Raw genomic sequence first — 18,606 nt, 5'->3', positions numbered from 1 at the left:
ACGTCATGGAACATTTATTTTCAATGGAATATTTAACAAACGATGATATTTTTAATCTTATTCAAACAGCGAGTCGTTTTAAATCAGGAAAAGAAACTGTCCCTCAGTATGAAGGGAAATATGTATCTAACTTATTCTTTGAAAATTCAACACGCACAAAATGCAGTTTTGAAGTAGCTGAACTTAATCTTGGATTGAAACAAGTTAACTTTGAAACAAGTACTTCTTCAGTACAAAAAGGGGAATCGCTTTATGACACTTGTAAAACGTTAGAGAGTATTGGCGTCAATTTATTAGTTATTAGACATCCTCAAAATGCATATTACGAAGAACTAGAAAATTTAAATATTCCGATTGCAAATGCTGGAGATGGTAGTGGTCAGCATCCTACTCAAAGCTTATTGGATATAATGACGATTTATGAAGAATATGAAACATTTGAAGGATTAAATATTTTAATATGTGGAGATATTAAAAATTCTCGTGTAGCGAGAAGTAATTATACAAGTTTAACCTCGCTTGGTGCTAAGGTGATGTTCTCAAGTCCAAATGAATGGGTAGATGAAACATTAGATGCTCCTTATGTAAATATTGATGATGTGATTAATAAAGTTGATATTATTATGCTTTTAAGAGTTCAACATGAAAGACATGGTATTACTGATGAAGCAAACTTTAAAGCTGATCATTATCATGAACAATATGGGTTAACTAAAGAAAGGTATCGTCGTTTAAAAGAGGATGCGATAGTGATGCATCCTGCTCCAGTAAATCGTGGCGTAGAAATCGATAGTGAACTAGTTGAAGCACCTAAGTCAAGAATCTTTAAACAAATGGAAAATGGAATGTATTTAAGAATGGCTGTAATAGATAAACTTTTATCATGAAAAGGAGAATAATTATGAAACTTATAAAAAATGCTAAAATTTTAGACAATGGTGAACTTAAATCAACGTCAATTTTAATTGATGGACAATATATCAAGGAAATGAATGAAAATATTAATATTGATGAAGGTACTGAAGTCATTGATGCAAATGGTCAATTTGTAGCACCAGGTCTAGTAGATGTGCATGTACATTTAAGAGAACCAGGTGGGGAACATAAGGAAACAATTGAAACTGGAACAAAATCAGCTGCACGTGGAGGATTTACAACAGTATGTCCAATGCCTAATACACGTCCTGTACCTGATACAGTAGAACACATGGATCAGTTGCAATCATTAATTAAAGAAAATGCACAAGTCCGTGTCTTGCCTTATGCATCAATTACCATTCGTCAAGCTGGTAAAGAGCATGTTGATTTTGAAGCACTTGCAAAAGAGGGTGCATTTGCATTTACAGATGATGGTGTGGGTGTTCAGGAATCAGCAATGATGTATGAAGCGATGCAACAAGCAGCAAAATTAAATAAAGCAGTTGTTGCTCATTGTGAAGATAATAGCTTAATTTATGGTGGTGCAATGCATCAAGGTAAACGTAGTGAAGAATTAGGTATTCCTGGCATTCCAAATATTTGTGAATCTGTACAAATTGCACGAGACGTTTTATTAGCAGAAGCAGCTAATTGTCACTATCACGTGTGCCACGTTTCAACAAAAGAAAGTGTAAGAGCAATTCGTGATGCTAAAGCAGCAGGCATTCATGTTACAGCTGAAGTGACACCACATCATCTGTTATTAACTGAAGATGATGTTCCAGGCGATAATGCCATTTTTAAAATGAATCCACCATTAAGAAGTAAAGAAGATAGAGATGCATTATTAGAAGGATTACTAGATGGTACCATTGATTGTATTGCTACAGATCACGCGCCTCATGCCAAAGAAGAAAAAGCTCAGCCAATGACAAAAGCACCATTTGGTATTGTAGGAAGTGAAACGGCCTTCCCATTATTATATACTCATTTTGTTAAAAAAGGAGACTGGTCATTACAACAACTTGTTGATTACTTAACAATTAAGCCAGCACAAATATTTGATTTACCTTATGGAAAATTAGAAGAAGGCAGCTATGCAGATTTAACAATTATCAATTTAGATGAAGAAAGAGAAATTCGTGGTGAAGATTTCTTATCTAAAGCAGATAATACACCATTTATAGGATATAAAGTATATGGTAACCCTGTTTTAACAATGGTTGAGGGTGAAGTTAAATTTAAGGAGGACAAGTAAAATGTTTGAACGTAGATATCTCGTATTTGAAGATGGTTCATATTATGAAGGATATAAATTAGGGTCAGATCAATTATCAATCGGTGAAATTGTATTTAATACAGCGATGACTGGATATCAAGAAACGATTTCTGATCCATCATATACTGGTCAAATTGTTACATTTACTTATCCTTTAATTGGAAATTATGGTATTAATAGAGACGATTTTGAATCACTTACACCTACATTAAATGGGGTAGTAGTTAAGGAAGCAAGTACGCATCCAAGTAATTTTAGAAAACAAAAAACATTACATGAAGTGCTTGTTCAATATCATATTCCTGGTATTTCAGGGGTAGATACGCGTAGTATTACTAGAAAAATTAGAAAATATGGTGTATTAAAAGCAGGATTTACCGACAATAAAGAGGAAATTGAATCGCTTGCAGCTAACTTAAAAACTGCAGAGTTACCTCGTGATGAGGTGACTACTGTGTCAACAAAAACACCGTATGTATCAACAGGTTCAGATTTAAGCGTCGTGTTATTAGACTTTGGTAAAAAGCAAAATATTGTTAGAGAGCTTAATTCAAGAGGATGTAATGTTACTGTAGTACCTTATGATACTTCAGCAGAGGAAATATTAGCAATGTCACCAGATGGTGTCATGCTTTCAAATGGACCTGGAGATCCAGAAGAAGTTGATGTTGCTTTAGATATGATTAAAGGTGTTTTAGGAAATATACCATTCTTTGGTATTTGTCTTGGTCATCAGTTATTTGCATTATCTCAAGGCGCCAAAGCATTTAAGATGAAGTTCGGACATCGTGGTGCGAATCATCCTGTAAAAGATTTACGCACAGGTAAAGTAGATATCACAAGTCAAAATCACGGTTATGCTATTGATAAAGATTCTTTAAAAAATACAGGTTTAGAAGTGACACATATTGCTTTAAATGATGGTACGGTTGAAGGATTAAGACATAAAACATTACCAGCCTTTTCAGTGCAATATCATCCAGAGGCAAGACCAGGCCCAAGTGACTCAAATTACTTATTTGATGAGTTCTTAGATATGATGAGAGATTTTAAAGATAATAAAAAGGAGAGTAAAACGAATGCCTAAACGTGACGATATTAAAACGATTTTAGTAATTGGTTCAGGTCCTATTATTATTGGACAAGCTGCAGAATTTGACTATGCTGGAACACAAGCGTGTCTTGCTTTAAAAGAAGAAGGATACCGTGTTATTTTAGTGAACTCAAATCCTGCAACCATTATGACTGATAAAGAAATTGCAGATAAAGTATATATTGAACCTTTAACTCATGACTTTATTGCACGTATCATTCGTAAAGAACAACCTGATGCATTATTACCTACATTAGGTGGACAAACAGGTTTGAATATGGCAATACAATTACATGATAGCGGTGTATTAAAAGCAAATAATGTAGAGTTATTAGGTACAAAATTAGAATCTATACAACAAGCAGAAGATAGAGAATTATTCCGATCATTGATGAATGATTTAGATGTTCCAGTACCTGAAAGTGATATAGTAAATACTGTGGAACAAGCATTTGCATTCAAAGAACAAGTGGGATATCCATTAATTGTACGCCCTGCCTTTACAATGGGAGGTACTGGTGGTGGTATCTGTCATAATGATGAAGAATTAAAAGAAGTTGTAAGTAATGGATTACATTATAGTCCAGCGACTCAATGTTTAATTGAAAAATCAATAGCAGGATATAAAGAAATTGAATATGAAGTTATGCGTGATAAAAATGACAATGCCATTGTAGTATGTAATATGGAAAATATTGACCCAGTAGGTATCCATACTGGAGATTCAGTGGTTGTAGCTCCTAGTCAGACACTATCAGATGTTGAATACCAAATGTTACGTGATGTATCGCTTAAAGTGATTCGTGCTTTAGGTATTGAAGGTGGTTGTAATGTACAGCTGGCTTTAGATCCATATTCCTTAAATTATTACATCATTGAAGTTAATCCACGTGTGTCTCGTTCATCTGCACTAGCATCAAAAGCAACAGGCTATCCAATTGCTAAATTGGCGGCTAAAATTGCGGTTGGTTTAACATTAGATGAGATGCTAAATCCTATAACTGGAACATCTTATGCTGCTTTTGAACCAACACTTGATTATGTCATTTCAAAAATTCCACGTTTTCCATTTGATAAATTCGAAAAAGGGGAACGTGAATTAGGAACGCAAATGAAGGCTACTGGTGAAGTGATGGCTATTGGTCGTACATATGAAGAATCATTATTAAAAGCGATTCGTTCATTAGAATATGGTGTTCATCATCTTGGTTTACCAAATGGTGAAAATTATGACTTAGATTACATTAAAGAACGTATCAGTCATCAAGATGATGAGCGTTTATTCTTTATTGGTGAAGCGATTCGACGTGGCACATCATTACAAGAAATTCATGACATGACTAAAATTGATTATTTCTTCTTAAATAAATTCCTTAATATTATTCATATTGAACATGAACTTAAAGCGCATCCAGGAGACTTAGAATATCTTAAATATGCAAAAGATTATGGTTTCAGTGATAAAGTGATTGCTCATCGCTTTGATATGACAGAAGAAGAAGTATATCAATTACGTCAAGATAATGATATTAAACCTGTATATAAAATGGTAGACACGTGTGCAGCAGAATTTGAATCATCTACACCATATTATTACGGAACATATGAAACAGAAAATGAATCTGTAGTTACAGATAAAGAGAAAATTTTAGTATTAGGTTCTGGACCAATACGTATCGGACAAGGTGTAGAGTTTGATTATGCGACAGTACATGCCGTTTGGGCAATTCAAAATGCCGGATATGAAGCGATTATTGTTAATAATAATCCAGAGACAGTATCAACAGACTTTTCAATTTCAGATAAATTATATTTTGAACCGCTAACTGAAGAAGATGTAATGAATATTATTAATTTAGAGCAACCTAAAGGTGTAGTAGTTCAATTTGGCGGTCAAACAGCAATCAATTTAGCTGATAAATTAGCTAAACATGGTGTGAAAATCTTAGGAACATCACTAGAAGATTTAAATCGTGCAGAAGATAGAAAAGAATTTGAAGCACTTTTAAGAAAAATTGATGTTCCACAACCTAAAGGTAAAACAGCAACTTCTCCTAAAGAAGCATTAGAAAATGCACGTGAAATTGGTTATCCAGTAGTTGTAAGACCTTCTTATGTATTAGGTGGTCGTGCCATGGAGATTGTAAATAGTGATGCAGAATTAGAAAATTATATGGAGCAAGCTGTTAAAGCAAGTCCAGAACATCCAGTATTAGTGGATAGATATTTAACAGGTAAAGAAATAGAAGTCGATGCAATTTCTGATGGTGAAACAGTTATTATTCCTGGTATTATGGAGCATATTGAACGTGCAGGTGTTCATAGCGGTGATTCAATTGCAGTGTATCCACCACAAACATTGAGCGATGAAGAAATAAAAACACTCGAAGATTATACAATTAAATTAGCTAAAGGATTAAACATTGTAGGACTCATCAATATTCAATTCGTTATTGCACATGATGGTGTGTATGTATTAGAAGTTAACCCACGTGCAAGTCGTACAGTGCCTTTCTTAAGTAAAATTACTGATATTCAAATGGCACAACTTGCCATGCAAGCGATAATGGGCACAAAGCTTAAAGATTTAGGCTATCAACAAGGTATTCAACCATATTCAGAGGGTGTGTTTGTTAAAGCACCGGTATTTAGTTTTAATAAATTAAAAAATGTTGACATTACACTTGGACCTGAAATGAAATCTACCGGTGAAGTGATGGGTAAAGATTTAACACTTGAAAAAGCTTTATATAAAGGTTTAACAGGTAGTGGGGTAGAAGTAAAAGATCATGGTACAGTATTAATGACAGTAAGCGATAAAGATAAAGAAGAAATCGTTGATATTGCTCACCGTTTAAATGAAGTAGGTTATAAAATCTTAGCTACACAAGGTACTGCACAAAAATTAGAAGCGCACAATATCCCTGTTGAAGTTGTGGGTAAAATCGGTGGAGAAGATGATTTATTAACACGTATTCAAAATGGGGATGTACAAATTGTTATTAACACAATGACAAAAGGTAAAGAAGTTGAAAGAGATGGCTTCCAAATTCGACGTACTACTGTAGAAAACGGAGTGCCATGTTTAACTTCATTAGATACTGCAAGTGCATTAACAAATGTCATTGAAAGTATGACATTTTCAATGAGAAATATGTAATGCCATAATTATAAGCGACTTATGTGTTAACTTGCTTTATGTTTAAGCACAAGTCGCTTCTTTTTAAAATAAAAGTGAGTTATTTAAAGGAGTTTAATGAATGAGAGATTTACCAATTATAGCTTTAGATTTTGATTCTGAGAATCATGTTCTTGATTTTTTAGATCAATTTGATGAACCACTTTTTGTAAAAGTAGGAATGGAATTATATTATCAAACTGGACCAGCTTTAATTAAGAAAATAAAAGAACGTGGACATGATATATTTTTAGACCTTAAGTTACACGATATTCCTAATACAGTTCAAAAAGCTATGGAGGGTTTAGGTAAGTTAAATGTTGATTTAGTTAACGTGCATGCTGCTGGTGGAACTGAAATGATGAAACATGCTGTAAAAGGGTTACGTAAATATAATGAAACTACTAAAATAATAGCAGTGACTCAATTAACATCAACGACTGAAGAAATGCTTCATCAAGAACAAAATATCCAAACGTCTATTGAAGAAGCAGTGTTGAATTATGCAAAATTAGCGCAAGAGTCAGGATTAGATGGCGTAGTATGTTCGCCATTAGAAGCTAAATTACTGACAAAGTCCCTGGGTTCTGAATTTTTAAAAGTGACGCCTGGTATCAGACCTAAAGGTGCAGCGGTGAATGATCAAAAACGTATTACAACTCCAGAAGACGCGAAACAATTAGGTTCAACTCACATTGTAGTGGGTCGCCCAATAACTCAAAGTGAGCATCCACAAGAGAGTTATACAAAAATAAAGGAAAGTTGGTTAGGTTAATATGTCAAAACACATAGCAAAATCATTATTAGATATTGAAGCAGTAAGTTTATCACCCAATGACTTATTCACATGGAGTTCAGGCATAAAATCACCTATCTATTGTGATAATCGTATTACATTAGGTTACCCTAAAGTACGTCAAGACATTCGTGATGGATTAAGTGAACTTATTACAGAACATTTTGGTAATGTAGAGGTTATTTCAGGAACAGCCACTGCTGGTATTCCACATGCTGCTTATATTTCTGAAAAACTAAACTTACCAATGAACTATGTACGATCTAAAAGTAAAAGTCATGGTAAACAAAATCAAATTGAAGGCGCACAAAGTAAAAATAAAAAAGTCGTTGTCGTTGAAGATTTAATTTCAACAGGGGGGTCATCAATTACTGCAGTGGAAGCTTTAAAAGAAGCAGGGGCTGAAGTCGTAGGTGTAGTTGCAATCTTTACTTATGGTCTAGCTAAAGCAGACGACATGTTCAAACAAGCGAATCTACCATTCTATACGCTAAGTAATTATAATGAACTTATTGAAGTAGCTAAAGAAGAAGGCAAAATTTCAGAAAATGATATTCAAACATTAGTGGATTGGCGCGATAATCTCTAAGTATCGCTTAAAGGGTGATAAAGTTGGCTAAAGACAAAGATAATAATGCATTTTATAATCATTTAAAACATGTGAATCAATTTTTATACAGTGAAAAAGAATTTAAACAAACAGCACATGTATTAACTATTAAAGAAAGTATTAAACATATGCATCACGCACAAATGGAATCTTTTGAGCATACAAGTGACTTCTTTAAAAAAGCCAAAGCACGTTTACGTCAAAAAGATAAAATCTAAATATAGAAAAAAGATACATATAAATAATGAATCAACATGTTTATATGTATCTTTTTATATCAATCTATAATTAACTTAACGTATAAAGATTTTAATTAACACCCATCCGATTAATAAAACGATGACCATTGCTAATAGTGGTAGAATATAATGCATCATATTAAGTGCCTCCTATTATACTTTTATTTAATTTTAACTGTTTATGGAAAGTTTTCAAAATTAAAGCTACTTTTAATTCAAAGTTCTTAATAGCTAACTTTTTATTATTTTTAAAAATAGTTTAAAATAGACATTAATTATAAATTATAGGAGGATTACAATGGAAATACCTAAAGTGACACCATTTTTAATGTTTAATAATCAGGCTGAAGAAGCAGTCAATTTATATACGAGCTTATTTAAAAACAGTGAGATTTTAACAATGGTAAAATACGGAGAAGACGGTCCTGGAGAACCTGGGACAGTTCAACATTCTATTTTCACATTAAATGGTCAAGTCTTCATGGCGATAGATGCCGATAATGGTGAAGAATTACCAATGAATCCTTCCATCTCTTTATATGTCACTGTTGAAGATGTTATGGAAATGGAACGTTTATTTAATGGTCTAAAAAAAGAAGGCGCTATACTTATGCCTAAAACTCCTATGCCACCATTTCGTGAGTTTGCATGGGTGCAAGATAAATTTGGAGTAAGTTTCCAACTTGCATTACCAGAAAAATAGACGCTATGATATATAAAATCCGTAGATGACTTGAAAAAAGCATCTACGGATTTTTATTTTTTTAATTTTTATCCTGCTTCATATGCTGGATTTGGTCATAATCAGGTGTTGCATATAACGTTTTTTGATTATCATATGTGACAAATCCTGGTTTAGCGCCAGAAGGTTTATGGACATTTTTAATTTCTGTATAGTCTACCGGTATCTGACCAGAATTTCCAGCTTTAGAGAAATAGCCCGCAAGCATTGCTGCCTCTTTTATCGTAGTCTCACTCGGTGCATCATTTAAAATGACAACATGCGAACCTGGAATATCTTTAGTGTGGAACCATAGATGTGATTTTTGAGCTTTACGATTTGTTAAATAATCATTTTGCTTATTATTTTTACCTACTAAAATCGTGTCACCATCTGAAGATATATATGTTTGTAAATGGATTTTATCTTGTTTTTTCTTTTTAGTATTTTTACGTTGTTTCATAAATCCTAGTTCTGCTAATTCATCACGAATGTCATCAATTTCATCAACTGTAATATGTTCTAATTGCTGTTCAATATTGGCAAAATAGTCAATATTTTCACGTGTAAGAGCAATTTGAAGATCGAGTTCTTTTTCTCGTGTCTTCATTCGGTTATATTGCTTATAGTAGTATTGAGCATTCACAGATGGTGATTTAGTAGGGTCTAATGGAATCGTTATTTCTTCATTAGTATAATAATTTAGAACGTTTATAGACGCGTCACCTTGTTGAATACGATAAATATTAGCAGTAATGAGTTCACCGTATAATTGTTGTGTATCTTTATCTTTAGCACTTTCGTATTCGTCTATAAGTTTACTTAACTTGTGTTGATATTTTTGTAATTGTTGTTGTACGAAGCGTACTAAATCATTCGCACGTTGCTTTACACGCTCTCGCTCACCTCTAGCATCATAATAACGATCTAATAAATCATGTAAAGAATCATAGATAACAATATCATCCGAGAATTGTTTTAATTTCATAAAATAGAAATCTTCTTTACCTGTTTCATGATTTTTATGAAATACTGGCACGGGTACTTTTAATGTTTGGTCAATGACTTCTTCAAAAGCTTGAGGAAGCGTATCTTGATTCATAAATGGGTAACGATTTGTAATTTCATTTGTAATTAGAGGACTAAAGCCTTCAAACGCATTGAGTAATTGTTTAGCAATTTTTCCGGCATTAAAGTCAACGAATTTGAGCACCTCATCACTTGAAATATCATATGGATTTCGTTTGTTTTGAGTAGGAGGAGCTTCATATTTGAAACCAGGCATCACTGTACGATACTGATTTGTATTTGGCGTCAAGTGTTTAAAGCCTTCTATAATTTTATATTGATCATCTACTAGTATTAAATTACTATGTTTACCCATAATTTCCAATATCACTGTTCGATATATCGTATCGCCAATTTCATCTTTACTTTCAATGTCAATTTCTACTCTACGATCATTACCTATTTGTCGTATTGATTTAACAATACCTCCCTCTAAATGCTTACGAAAGACACGTGCAAACATTGGTGGGTCAAAGGGATTGTCGTACTTTTTATTGGTGAGATGCATTCTTGAAAAGTTGGGATGAATGGATAATAATAGATGATGGTTTTTACGATTTTGACGAATAATCATAATGATCGTGTCATTTTCAGGTTGATTAATTTTGTGAATTCTACCTGTTACTAAAAATTGTAGTGATTCTATTATCTTTTTTGTGAATAAGCCATCATAAGCCATAATTTTTTTCCACCTTCAGTTTTGTCATTCATTATATTGTAACATGGTAACAATAGAGCGTCATGAGTTAAGTTTATCCTAGTACACTCTATACAATGTAAACAACAATGTGATATCATATTTAAATAATAGAAGAATAGCTTAGAGAGGTCGTAAGGCATGGATAATGAAAAAGGATTACTAATTGTTCTTTCAGGTCCTTCAGGAGTAGGTAAAGGAACTGTTCGTAAAGAGATATTTGACGATCCAACTACATCATATAAATACTCAATCTCGATGACTACGCGTCAAATGCGAGAAGGAGAAGTTAACGGTGTAGATTACTTTTTTAAAACGAAAGAAGAATTTGAAGCATTAATTCAAGAAGATCAATTTATTGAATATGCCGAATATGTAGGAAATTACTATGGGACACCCGTACAATATGTTAAAGATACAATGGCTGAAGGTCATGATGTATTTTTAGAAATTGAAGTTGAAGGTGCGAAACAAGTAAGAAAAAAATTTCCTGACGCATTATTTATCTTTCTTGCACCGCCAAGCTTAGATCATTTGAAAGAACGTCTTATTGGTCGCGGTACAGAAACAGATGAAAAGATTCAAAGCAGAGTAAATGAAGCACGTAAAGAAGTAGAAATGATGAATCTTTACGATTATGTCGTTGTTAATGATGAAGTTCATTTAGCTAAAGAAAGAATTCAATCAATTGTAGAAGCCGAGCACTTAAAAAGAGAACGCGTTGAAGCGATATATAGAAAAATGTTATTGGAGGCAAAAAAATAATGTTAAACCCACCGTTAAATCAATTACAATCACAAATTAATTCAAAATATTTAATTGCAACAACAGCTGCTAAACGTGCACGTGAATTAGACGAAAAGCCTGAAACTGCATTACTAAATGGTTATCATTCAGCAAAACCTGTAGGTGAAGCACTAGAAGAAATCGCAAGCGGAAAAATTTCACCTGTTGTACCTGAAGAATTTCAAGCATAAATAAAATTATTTCGTTATCAGTTAAGATGTTGTTCTGAAATATAAGTTATCATGTGTTTCAGACTTTTAAACATTTTTGCAATCTCTGATTCAATTGAAAATATACTTATATAAGCGTTTTTAGAATCAGTTAATCTTGCGGGAGTAGAACAGTGAATTAAAAATCTGTTCTACTCCCGTGTTTTTAGTTTTTCATCTTAGTTGTGTATAATAAATTTAAAAGTGAAGACTATAAATATAACTAAAGGAGTCGAATCATGAAGAACATTCTATTAGTTGTTACAGGAGGCATTGCTGCTTATAAAGCAATTGATTTAACTAGTAAACTTACTCAAGCGAATTATGATGTAAGAGTAATGCTCACGAATCATGCACAAGAATTTGTTACACCTTTAGCCTTTCAAGCCATTAGTAGAAACCCTGTATATACCAATACATTTATTGAAGAAAATCCTGAAGAAATTCAACATGTAGCATTAGGTGATTGGGCAGACTGCATCGTTGTTGCACCTGCTACTGCTAATACTATTGCCAAATTAAGTGTAGGCATTGCTGATGATATCGTCACATCAACGCTACTTGCTACAGAAATCCCTAAATTTATTGCTCCAGCTATGAATGTTCATATGTATGAAAATAAACGTACGCAACATAATATTTCTGTGTTAAAAGACGATGGATATCGTTTTATTGAACCTGGAGATGGTTTTTTAGCATGTGGGTACATTGCAAAGGGACGTATGGAGGAGCCTCTTCAAATTGTCAAAATAATCAATGATTATTTTAAAAATAAGAATAAACTATCACATAGATCTCATACTTCTTTTGAAGGGAAACATGCTTTAGTTACTGCAGGCCCTACAATTGAAGTGATTGATCCAGTAAGGTTTGTATCTAATCGTTCCTCTGGAAAAATGGGGTATGCAATTGCAGAAGCTTTAGCTAAAAGAGGTGCAAAGGTGACGCTTGTGGCAGGACCAACGCAACTTGATAATCCAGAGAATGTAGAAGTCATTCATGTAGAAAGTGCAGAAGAAATGTTTAATGCAGTTATAAGTCGATATGAAGAACAAGATATTGTTGTTAAAGCAGCAGCCGTCTCAGATTATACGCCGGCCGATGTATTGAATCATAAAATGAAAAAACAAGATGGCAATCTTTCTGTCACTTTTAAACGAACAAAAGACATTTTGAAATATTTAGGTGAACATAAAACGCATCAATACTTGGTCGGATTTGCAGCTGAAACCCAAAATATTAATGCTTATGCACAAGATAAATTAAAACGTAAAAATGCTGATGTCATTATTTCGAATAATGTAGGAGATCAAACCATTGGATTTCAATCTGATGATAATGAACTCACTATGCACTTTAAAGATGGACAACGTATTAATATAAAAAAAGGAAAGAAAGTGCAACTTGCACAACAAATTTTAGATGAACTGGAAACTAGGTGGCAATAATGATTGCGAAGGTCATTGTAGATATTCCTTCTAAGAGTGTTGATTTTAAATTCGATTATCTCATACCTGACCATTTAAAAGATTTTATAAAAGTGGGTGTAAGAGTTGTTGTACCGTTTGGTCCACGCACAATTCAAGGATATGTTATGGATATACAACAACAACCAAGTGAAGATGTCAATATAGATAGATTGAAAGCAATTAAAGAAATTCGAGATATTCGACCAGAATTAACACCTGAACTTATTCAATTAAGTAAATGGTTGAGTCATTATCATATTTCAAAACGTATTTCTGTGTTAGAAGCAATGCTTCCAAGTGCGATTAAAGCAAAATATACTAAAGTATTTAAAATAGTCCGTCACAATGATATTGAAGATGATATATTAAAATACTTTGATAACAACGGATATTATAAGTATAAAGATGCGCAAAAAAATAATCATTTAAATCTATTAAATCGTTTACTGGAACAACACTTAATAGAAGAAGAAACAATATTATCTCAACATACAAAAAGAAAAACACAGCGTGCAGTACGAGTTGTTGAAGGATACAATCCAGATGATATATTAGCTTTACTAGAAAAGAAATTAAAACAATATGATGTGTATGCTTATCTTTTAGAAGAACATCATAGAAATGTATTTTTAAAAGAACTTGAAGATATGGGATTTTCTAAATCAAGTATAGATGGTCTCGTTAAAAAAGGTTTCCTAGAAAAATATGATGCAGAAATTGAACGAGATCCTTTTGCAAATCGTATCTTTGAAAAAGAAGAAAAACGAACGTTAACCTCTGCTCAAAATGATGCATTTCAACAAATTAAAGAAAAAATAGATCACAATGCACAACGTACATTTTTATTACACGGCGTCACAGGTTCAGGAAAAACTGAAGTTTACTTGCAAGCCATTGAAGAAGTATTAAAAAAGGATAAACAAGCCATGATGCTTGTTCCAGAAATTGCGCTGACACCACAAATGGTTTTACGCTTTAAGCGACGTTTTGGTGATGATGTAGCTGTCTTACATTCAGGTTTGTCAAATGGTGAACGATATGATGAATGGCAAAAAATTAGAGATGGCAGAGCACGTGTAAGTGTAGGTGCTAGATCAAGTATCTTTGCACCATTTAAAAACTTAGGCATTATTATTATTGATGAAGAACATGAATCAACATATAAACAAGAAGATTATCCACGTTATCATGCTAGAGACATAGCAGAATGGAGAAGTCAATTTCATCAATGCCCATTAATATTAGGAAGTGCGACACCAAGTCTTGAATCTTATGCACGGGCAGAAAAAAATGTATATCAATTACTTACTTTACCTGAAAGAGTGAATCAACAAGCTTTACCTTCAATAGATATCATTGATATGAGAGCAGAACTAAGTTCAGGTAATCGTTCCATGTTCTCTGAAGAATTAAGACAAGCGATTCAAGATAGACTGAATAAAAATGAACAAATCGTTTTATTTTTAAATCGACGGGGTTATGCTTCGTTTATGTTATGTCGAGATTGTGGATATGTCCCACAATGTCCACATTGCGATATTTCGTTAACTTATCATAAGACGACAGACCAACTAAAATGCCACTATTGCGGCTATCAAGACTTGCCTCCTAACCTGTGTCCTAATTGTGAAAGCCCACATATCAGACAGGTTGGAACAGGTACACAAAGGGTAGAAGAAATTTTACAACAAGAATTTGAAGAGGCACGTATTATTCGTATGGATGTAGATACGACGTCAAGAAAAGGTGCACATGAAAAGCTATTGACTGATTTTGAAAATGGAAAAGGCGATATTTTATTAGGCACACAAATGATTGCAAAAGGTTTAGATTATCCAAATATAACATTAGTTGGTGTGCTTAATGCCGACACAATGTTAAATTTGCCCGACTTTAGAGCGAGTGAAAGAACGTATCAGTTACTTACACAAGTTTCAGGTCGTGCTGGTCGTCATGAAAAACCCGGTAAAGTGATTATTCAAACATATAATCCAACTCATTATGCAATAGAAGATGTTCAAAAAAATGATTATTTAACGTTTTATCATAAAGAAATGCAATTTAGAAAATTAGGTAAATATCCACCTTATTATTATTTAATTAATTTTACTATTGCGCATAAAAATATGAAAAAAGTAATGGAAGCTGCTAAACATGTACATCAAATTTTACTGCAACATCTTTCAGAAAGAGCACTCGTACTTGGACCTTCTCCAGCGGCAATTGCTAGAATTAATAACGAACATCGTTTTCAAATATTGGTTAAATACAAGCGAGAGCCAGAATTAATTCATGCATTACAGTACTTAGATGATTATTATCATGAAGCATATATTAAAGATAAATTATCATTAAAGATTGATATCAATCCTCAAATATTAATGTAAAAAAAGAGTTGCACCATTTGCGTTTAGCTACGTGGTGTAACTCTTTTTGTATTTACAGGTTACATTGTTACGTTTCCATTTTCATCTGCTGGTCTTAGTAATGTCAGAATCGCACTGATGATTGCAATAATATGAGGAATTCCTGTCCAACAAAATAATAAATGAAGAAGACCAGACATCATTTTACCAGCATAAAATTTGTGTACGCCAAAGCCACCTAAAAAGACAGCTAGGATAATGTAAATCACTTTATTGACTTCCATTCTTTATACCTCCTTAGTCTATTTAATATATTAATGTCTTCATGATTATTTTAGATATGAAAAAAATTAAAAGCAATTAAAGTTATCTAAGAAGAGTGAAGGTAAGACTAAGGTCGCATTTTAATTTGAATTACGTTATAATAATATGATGAATTTTTTTCGGGAGGCGTTCTAAGTGGCAATAAAGAAATTAGTTCCATCGACTCATCCTGTTTTATTTAAAAAAGCAAAAAAGATAACAACTTTTGATGAAAATTTAAAACGTTTATTATTAGATATTGAAGACACTTTATATTCTGAAGAAGCATCAGCTTTATCAGCGCCACAAATTGGTGTAAGTCAACGTGTTGCTATGATTGACATGGAAGCAGAAGGACTTTTGCAATTAATCAATCCTAAAATCAAAACAGAATCTAATGAGAAAATCATTGACTTAGAAGGTTCGGTTAATCTTCCTAATGTATTTGGTGAGGTAGAACGTAGTAAAATGATAACTGTAGAAGCAAATGATTTAGAAGGTCACGAGATTGAATTAACTGCTTATGATGATGTAGCTAGGATGATACTACACATCATTGATCAATTAGATGGTATTCCATTTACCGAACGTGCTATAAAAATATTGACTGAAAAAGAAGTGGAGGCATATTTTGACAATGAGTAAGATAATTTTTATGGGAACACCAGATTTTTCAACAAAAGTACTAGAGATGTTAATCGCTGAACATGAAGTCATCGCAGTAGTTACTCAACCAGACAGACCAGTAGGACGTAAGCGTGTATTAACGCCTCCTCCTGTAAAGAAAGTGGCAGAAACATACCACATTCCAGTATATCAACCTGAAAAGTTAAAAGATTCTAATGAGTTAAATGAACTTATGGATTTAAATCCTGATTTAATTGTAACGGCAGCATTTGGACAATTATTACCTGAAAGTCTATTAAAGCTCCCTAAGTTAGGTGCTGTAAATGTACATGCCTCATTATTACCAAAATATCGCGGTGGAGCACCTATTCACCAAGCCATTATAGATGGGGAAGTACAAACGGGTATTACAATCATGTATATGGTGAAAAAGTTAGATGCAGGTAATATTATTTCTCAAAAGGCCATCGACATTGAAGATGATGATAATGTAGGATCAATGCACGATAAATTAAGCTTTTTAGGTGCAGATTTATTAAAAGAAACATTACCTTTTATTATAGATGGTTCAAATGAAAGTATTCCACAAGATGATTCAAAAGCAACGTTTGCGTCTAATATTAGCAGAGAAGACGAACGTATCGATTGGACTAAAAGTGCTAAAGAGATACACAATCATATTCGCGGATTATCACCATGGCCAGTGGCTTATACAACTATGAATAATAAAAATTTAAAACTATATCAAGCTCATATTGAAAAAGGAAAAAACGGAGAACCAGGTGAAATTATAGAAATCACTAAGACTGCAATTATTGTAGGAACTGGCTCTTTGGATGCTATTGCATTAACAGATATTCAATTATCTGGGAAAAAACGAATGCTTGTTGCTCAATATTTAAGTGGTGTACAAGATTCATTAGTGGGGACTAAATTAGTATGACACAATCAGTAAGAGACCTTGCATTTCAGTCTATTCAAGATATTTTAAACGATAATGCTTATAGCAATTTAAAAATTAACGAAGTCATTAACCAATATAATATTGCAACTGTCGATAAAGCATTGTTTACAGAATTAGTTTATGGAACAATAAAGCGTAAAATGACTTTAGATTTTTATTTAAAACCCTTTGTTAAGACTAGAATTAAAGGTTGGGTACGTCAATTATTATGGATGAGTTTATATCAATATGTCTTCCTAGATAAAATACCTAATCACGCAATTATAAATGAAGCAGTTAATATTGCTAAACGTCGTGGTGGCCAGCATAATGGGAACATTGTTAATGCTATACTTCGTCATATATTTAAAAGTGACTTACCGACATTGGAAACAATTAAGAATGAAAAGCAACGCATGACGATTGAGTATAGTATACCAAGATGGATTATTGAGCATTGGATTACACATTACGGAATAGAAACGACACATAAGATTGCAAAATCATTTCTAGTACAATCTGCAAGTACAGTAAGAGTGAATACAAGTCGTACGGATGTTGAAACAATAAGTAAGGCGCTTTTACAAGAAGGCTATCATGTGGATATCGATCAACTCATTCCATATTGTTTACATCTTACAGGTAAACCAGTGATTGAATCTCGAGCTTTTAAAGATGGACTTATTTCCATCCAAGATAAAAGTTCAATGTTAGTAGGGTATTTAATGGATGTTCAAAAAGACGATACCATACTAGATGCATGCAGTGCTCCTGGCGGTAAGGCTTGTCATATGGCAGAATTACTAGCATCCACTGGCCATGTAGATGCTACAGATATTCATAAGCATAAAATTGGTTTAATTAAAGAAAATATCAAAAAGTTAAAATTAAAGAATGTGTCCACTTTCGACCATGATGCAACAAAACCATATTCAGAACTATATGACAAAATTTTAGTAGATGCACCTTGTAGTGGATTAGGTGTATTAAAACATAAGCCTGAAATTAAATATGTACAATCTAAGGATAGTATTAATGATCTTGTAGAAATTCAATTAAGTATATTAGATAATGTTAAACATAACTTGAAACCAGGCGGTTCACTTATTTATTCAACCTGCACAATTGAACAAATGGAAAATGAAAATGTAATTTATACATTTTTAAAGGAAAATAAAGATTTTGAATTTGAATTAATAACGCATCCTATTACTGGTGAAAAAGTAAAAACACTACAAATTTTGCCACAAGACTTTAATTCAGATGGCTTTTTCATTACTAAAATAAAAAGAAAGGAAAGTTAA

The 18,606-nt window shown here is 32.9% G+C and carries 17 protein-coding genes; 15 read left to right on the top strand and 2 right to left on the bottom strand.

Features of this window, described 5'->3' with window-relative positions:
* Positions 1-5 precede the first annotated feature (5 nt).
* The 8 genes from HMPREF2881_RS07020 to HMPREF2881_RS06985 all read left to right on the top strand — a co-directional run bounded on the left by HMPREF2881_RS07020 (position 6) and on the right by HMPREF2881_RS06985 (position 8,816).
* Positions 6-887: an aspartate carbamoyltransferase catalytic subunit gene (locus tag HMPREF2881_RS07020; RefSeq protein ID WP_002448788.1), complete on the top strand. Its 882-nt coding sequence runs from the start codon at positions 6-8 to the stop codon at positions 885-887.
* 14 nt (positions 888-901) lie between these two features.
* Complete coding sequence (locus tag HMPREF2881_RS07015) at positions 902-2,176, top strand: dihydroorotase (protein ID WP_002448747.1); 1,275 nt, start codon at positions 902-904, stop codon at positions 2,174-2,176.
* A gap of 1 nt (position 2,177) precedes the next feature.
* Positions 2,178-3,284 carry a carbamoyl phosphate synthase small subunit gene (locus HMPREF2881_RS07010; RefSeq protein ID WP_002448798.1) on the top strand — a complete coding sequence of 369 codons (1,107 nt, stop codon included), beginning with the start codon at positions 2,178-2,180 and terminating at the stop codon, positions 3,282-3,284.
* Complete coding sequence (gene carB / locus HMPREF2881_RS07005) at positions 3,277-6,450, top strand: carbamoyl-phosphate synthase large subunit (protein WP_002488664.1); 3,174 nt, start codon at positions 3,277-3,279, stop codon at positions 6,448-6,450. Before HMPREF2881_RS07010 ends, carB begins: the two co-directional genes overlap by 8 nt.
* Before the next feature lie 100 nt (positions 6,451-6,550).
* Entirely contained in the window at positions 6,551-7,243 is a 693-nt protein-coding gene (pyrF, locus tag HMPREF2881_RS07000) for an orotidine-5'-phosphate decarboxylase (RefSeq protein ID WP_002448794.1), read from the top strand.
* A gap of 1 nt (position 7,244) precedes the next feature.
* Positions 7,245-7,853 (top strand): orotate phosphoribosyltransferase, encoded by a 609-nt coding sequence (gene pyrE, locus HMPREF2881_RS06995; protein WP_002448722.1) that lies wholly within the window; start codon positions 7,245-7,247, stop codon positions 7,851-7,853.
* 14 nt (positions 7,854-7,867) lie between these two features.
* Entirely contained in the window at positions 7,868-8,092 is a 225-nt protein-coding gene (locus HMPREF2881_RS06990; protein ID WP_002455445.1) for a hypothetical protein, read from the top strand.
* A 319-nt stretch (positions 8,093-8,411) separates the two neighbouring features.
* The gene (locus HMPREF2881_RS06985) at positions 8,412-8,816 is read left to right on the top strand and encodes a VOC family protein (protein ID WP_002448810.1); all 405 of its coding nucleotides are present in this window, start codon (positions 8,412-8,414) and stop codon (positions 8,814-8,816) included.
* A 61-nt stretch (positions 8,817-8,877) separates the two neighbouring features.
* Here the strand turns inward: HMPREF2881_RS06985 and HMPREF2881_RS06980 are convergent, their stop codons facing one another.
* A complete protein-coding gene (locus tag HMPREF2881_RS06980) occupies positions 8,878-10,581 on the bottom strand; it encodes an Rqc2 family fibronectin-binding protein (RefSeq protein WP_002488677.1) in 1,704 nt (567 codons plus the stop codon).
* 159 nt (positions 10,582-10,740) lie between these two features.
* Here HMPREF2881_RS06980 and gmk point away from each other — a divergent pair, with 159 nt between their 5' ends.
* The 4 genes from gmk to priA all read left to right on the top strand — a co-directional run bounded on the left by gmk (position 10,741) and on the right by priA (position 15,450).
* Complete coding sequence (gene gmk / locus HMPREF2881_RS06975; protein ID WP_002448723.1) at positions 10,741-11,364, top strand: guanylate kinase; 624 nt, start codon at positions 10,741-10,743, stop codon at positions 11,362-11,364.
* Positions 11,364-11,576 carry a DNA-directed RNA polymerase subunit omega gene (gene rpoZ / locus HMPREF2881_RS06970; protein WP_002448867.1) on the top strand — a complete coding sequence of 71 codons (213 nt, stop codon included), beginning with the start codon at positions 11,364-11,366 and terminating at the stop codon, positions 11,574-11,576. Before gmk ends, rpoZ begins: the two co-directional genes overlap by 1 nt.
* Before the next feature lie 257 nt (positions 11,577-11,833).
* The gene (gene coaBC / locus HMPREF2881_RS06965) at positions 11,834-13,042 is read left to right on the top strand and encodes a bifunctional phosphopantothenoylcysteine decarboxylase/phosphopantothenate--cysteine ligase CoaBC (RefSeq protein ID WP_002448784.1); all 1,209 of its coding nucleotides are present in this window, start codon (positions 11,834-11,836) and stop codon (positions 13,040-13,042) included.
* Complete coding sequence (priA, locus tag HMPREF2881_RS06960; RefSeq protein ID WP_037556096.1) at positions 13,042-15,450, top strand: primosomal protein N'; 2,409 nt, start codon at positions 13,042-13,044, stop codon at positions 15,448-15,450. Before coaBC ends, priA begins: the two co-directional genes overlap by 1 nt.
* Before the next feature lie 59 nt (positions 15,451-15,509).
* Here priA and HMPREF2881_RS06955 read toward each other — a convergent pair whose 3' ends face one another.
* On the bottom strand, positions 15,510-15,713 hold the full coding sequence (locus tag HMPREF2881_RS06955) for a TM2 domain-containing protein (RefSeq protein WP_002448731.1): 204 nt from the start codon (positions 15,711-15,713) through the stop codon (positions 15,510-15,512).
* Positions 15,714-15,888: 175 nt separating this feature from the next.
* On the opposite strand from HMPREF2881_RS06955, the gene HMPREF2881_RS06950 reads away from it, so the two are divergent.
* From HMPREF2881_RS06950 to rsmB, 3 genes are read left to right on the top strand one after another with little or no spacing between them, the layout of a single operon-like run.
* Positions 15,889-16,377: a peptide deformylase gene (locus HMPREF2881_RS06950; RefSeq protein ID WP_002448820.1), complete on the top strand. Its 489-nt coding sequence runs from the start codon at positions 15,889-15,891 to the stop codon at positions 16,375-16,377.
* Entirely contained in the window at positions 16,370-17,302 is a 933-nt protein-coding gene (fmt, locus tag HMPREF2881_RS06945; protein ID WP_037556100.1) for a methionyl-tRNA formyltransferase, read from the top strand. The genes HMPREF2881_RS06950 and fmt overlap by 8 nt, the downstream gene beginning before the upstream one ends.
* Positions 17,299-18,606 (top strand): 16S rRNA (cytosine(967)-C(5))-methyltransferase RsmB, encoded by a 1,308-nt coding sequence (gene rsmB, locus HMPREF2881_RS06940; protein WP_002448831.1) that lies wholly within the window; start codon positions 17,299-17,301, stop codon positions 18,604-18,606. Before fmt ends, rsmB begins: the two co-directional genes overlap by 4 nt.

Source organism: Staphylococcus sp. HMSC057A08, from assembly GCF_001812925.1.
Lineage (GTDB): Bacteria > Bacillota > Bacilli > Staphylococcales > Staphylococcaceae > Staphylococcus > Staphylococcus hominis.
Note: the sequence above shows the minus strand (reverse complement) of the source record. Positions and strands in the feature narration are given on the sequence as shown.

Excerpts from the sequence above, each read along its gene's own strand:
- HMPREF2881_RS07020 (WP_002448788.1), top strand. The coding sequence starts at position 6 with ATGGAACATTTATTTTCAATGGAATATTTAACAAACGATGATATTTTT.
- HMPREF2881_RS07015 (WP_002448747.1), top strand. The coding sequence starts at position 902 with ATGAAACTTATAAAAAATGCTAAAATTTTAGACAATGGTGAACTTAAA.
- HMPREF2881_RS07010 (WP_002448798.1), top strand. The coding sequence starts at position 2,178 with ATGTTTGAACGTAGATATCTCGTATTTGAAGATGGTTCATATTATGAA.
- carB (WP_002488664.1), top strand. The coding sequence starts at position 3,277 with ATGCCTAAACGTGACGATATTAAAACGATTTTAGTAATTGGTTCAGGT.
- pyrF (WP_002448794.1), top strand. The coding sequence starts at position 6,551 with ATGAGAGATTTACCAATTATAGCTTTAGATTTTGATTCTGAGAATCAT.
- pyrE (WP_002448722.1), top strand. The coding sequence starts at position 7,245 with ATGTCAAAACACATAGCAAAATCATTATTAGATATTGAAGCAGTAAGT.
- HMPREF2881_RS06985 (WP_002448810.1), top strand. The coding sequence starts at position 8,412 with ATGGAAATACCTAAAGTGACACCATTTTTAATGTTTAATAATCAGGCT.
- HMPREF2881_RS06980 (WP_002488677.1), bottom strand. The coding sequence starts at position 10,581 with ATGGCTTATGATGGCTTATTCACAAAAAAGATAATAGAATCACTACAA.
- gmk (WP_002448723.1), top strand. The coding sequence starts at position 10,741 with ATGGATAATGAAAAAGGATTACTAATTGTTCTTTCAGGTCCTTCAGGA.
- rpoZ (WP_002448867.1), top strand. The coding sequence starts at position 11,364 with ATGTTAAACCCACCGTTAAATCAATTACAATCACAAATTAATTCAAAA.
- coaBC (WP_002448784.1), top strand. The coding sequence starts at position 11,834 with ATGAAGAACATTCTATTAGTTGTTACAGGAGGCATTGCTGCTTATAAA.
- priA (WP_037556096.1), top strand. The coding sequence starts at position 13,042 with ATGATTGCGAAGGTCATTGTAGATATTCCTTCTAAGAGTGTTGATTTT.
- HMPREF2881_RS06955 (WP_002448731.1), bottom strand. The coding sequence starts at position 15,713 with ATGGAAGTCAATAAAGTGATTTACATTATCCTAGCTGTCTTTTTAGGT.
- fmt (WP_037556100.1), top strand. The coding sequence starts at position 16,370 with ATGAGTAAGATAATTTTTATGGGAACACCAGATTTTTCAACAAAAGTA.
- rsmB (WP_002448831.1), top strand. The coding sequence starts at position 17,299 with ATGACACAATCAGTAAGAGACCTTGCATTTCAGTCTATTCAAGATATT.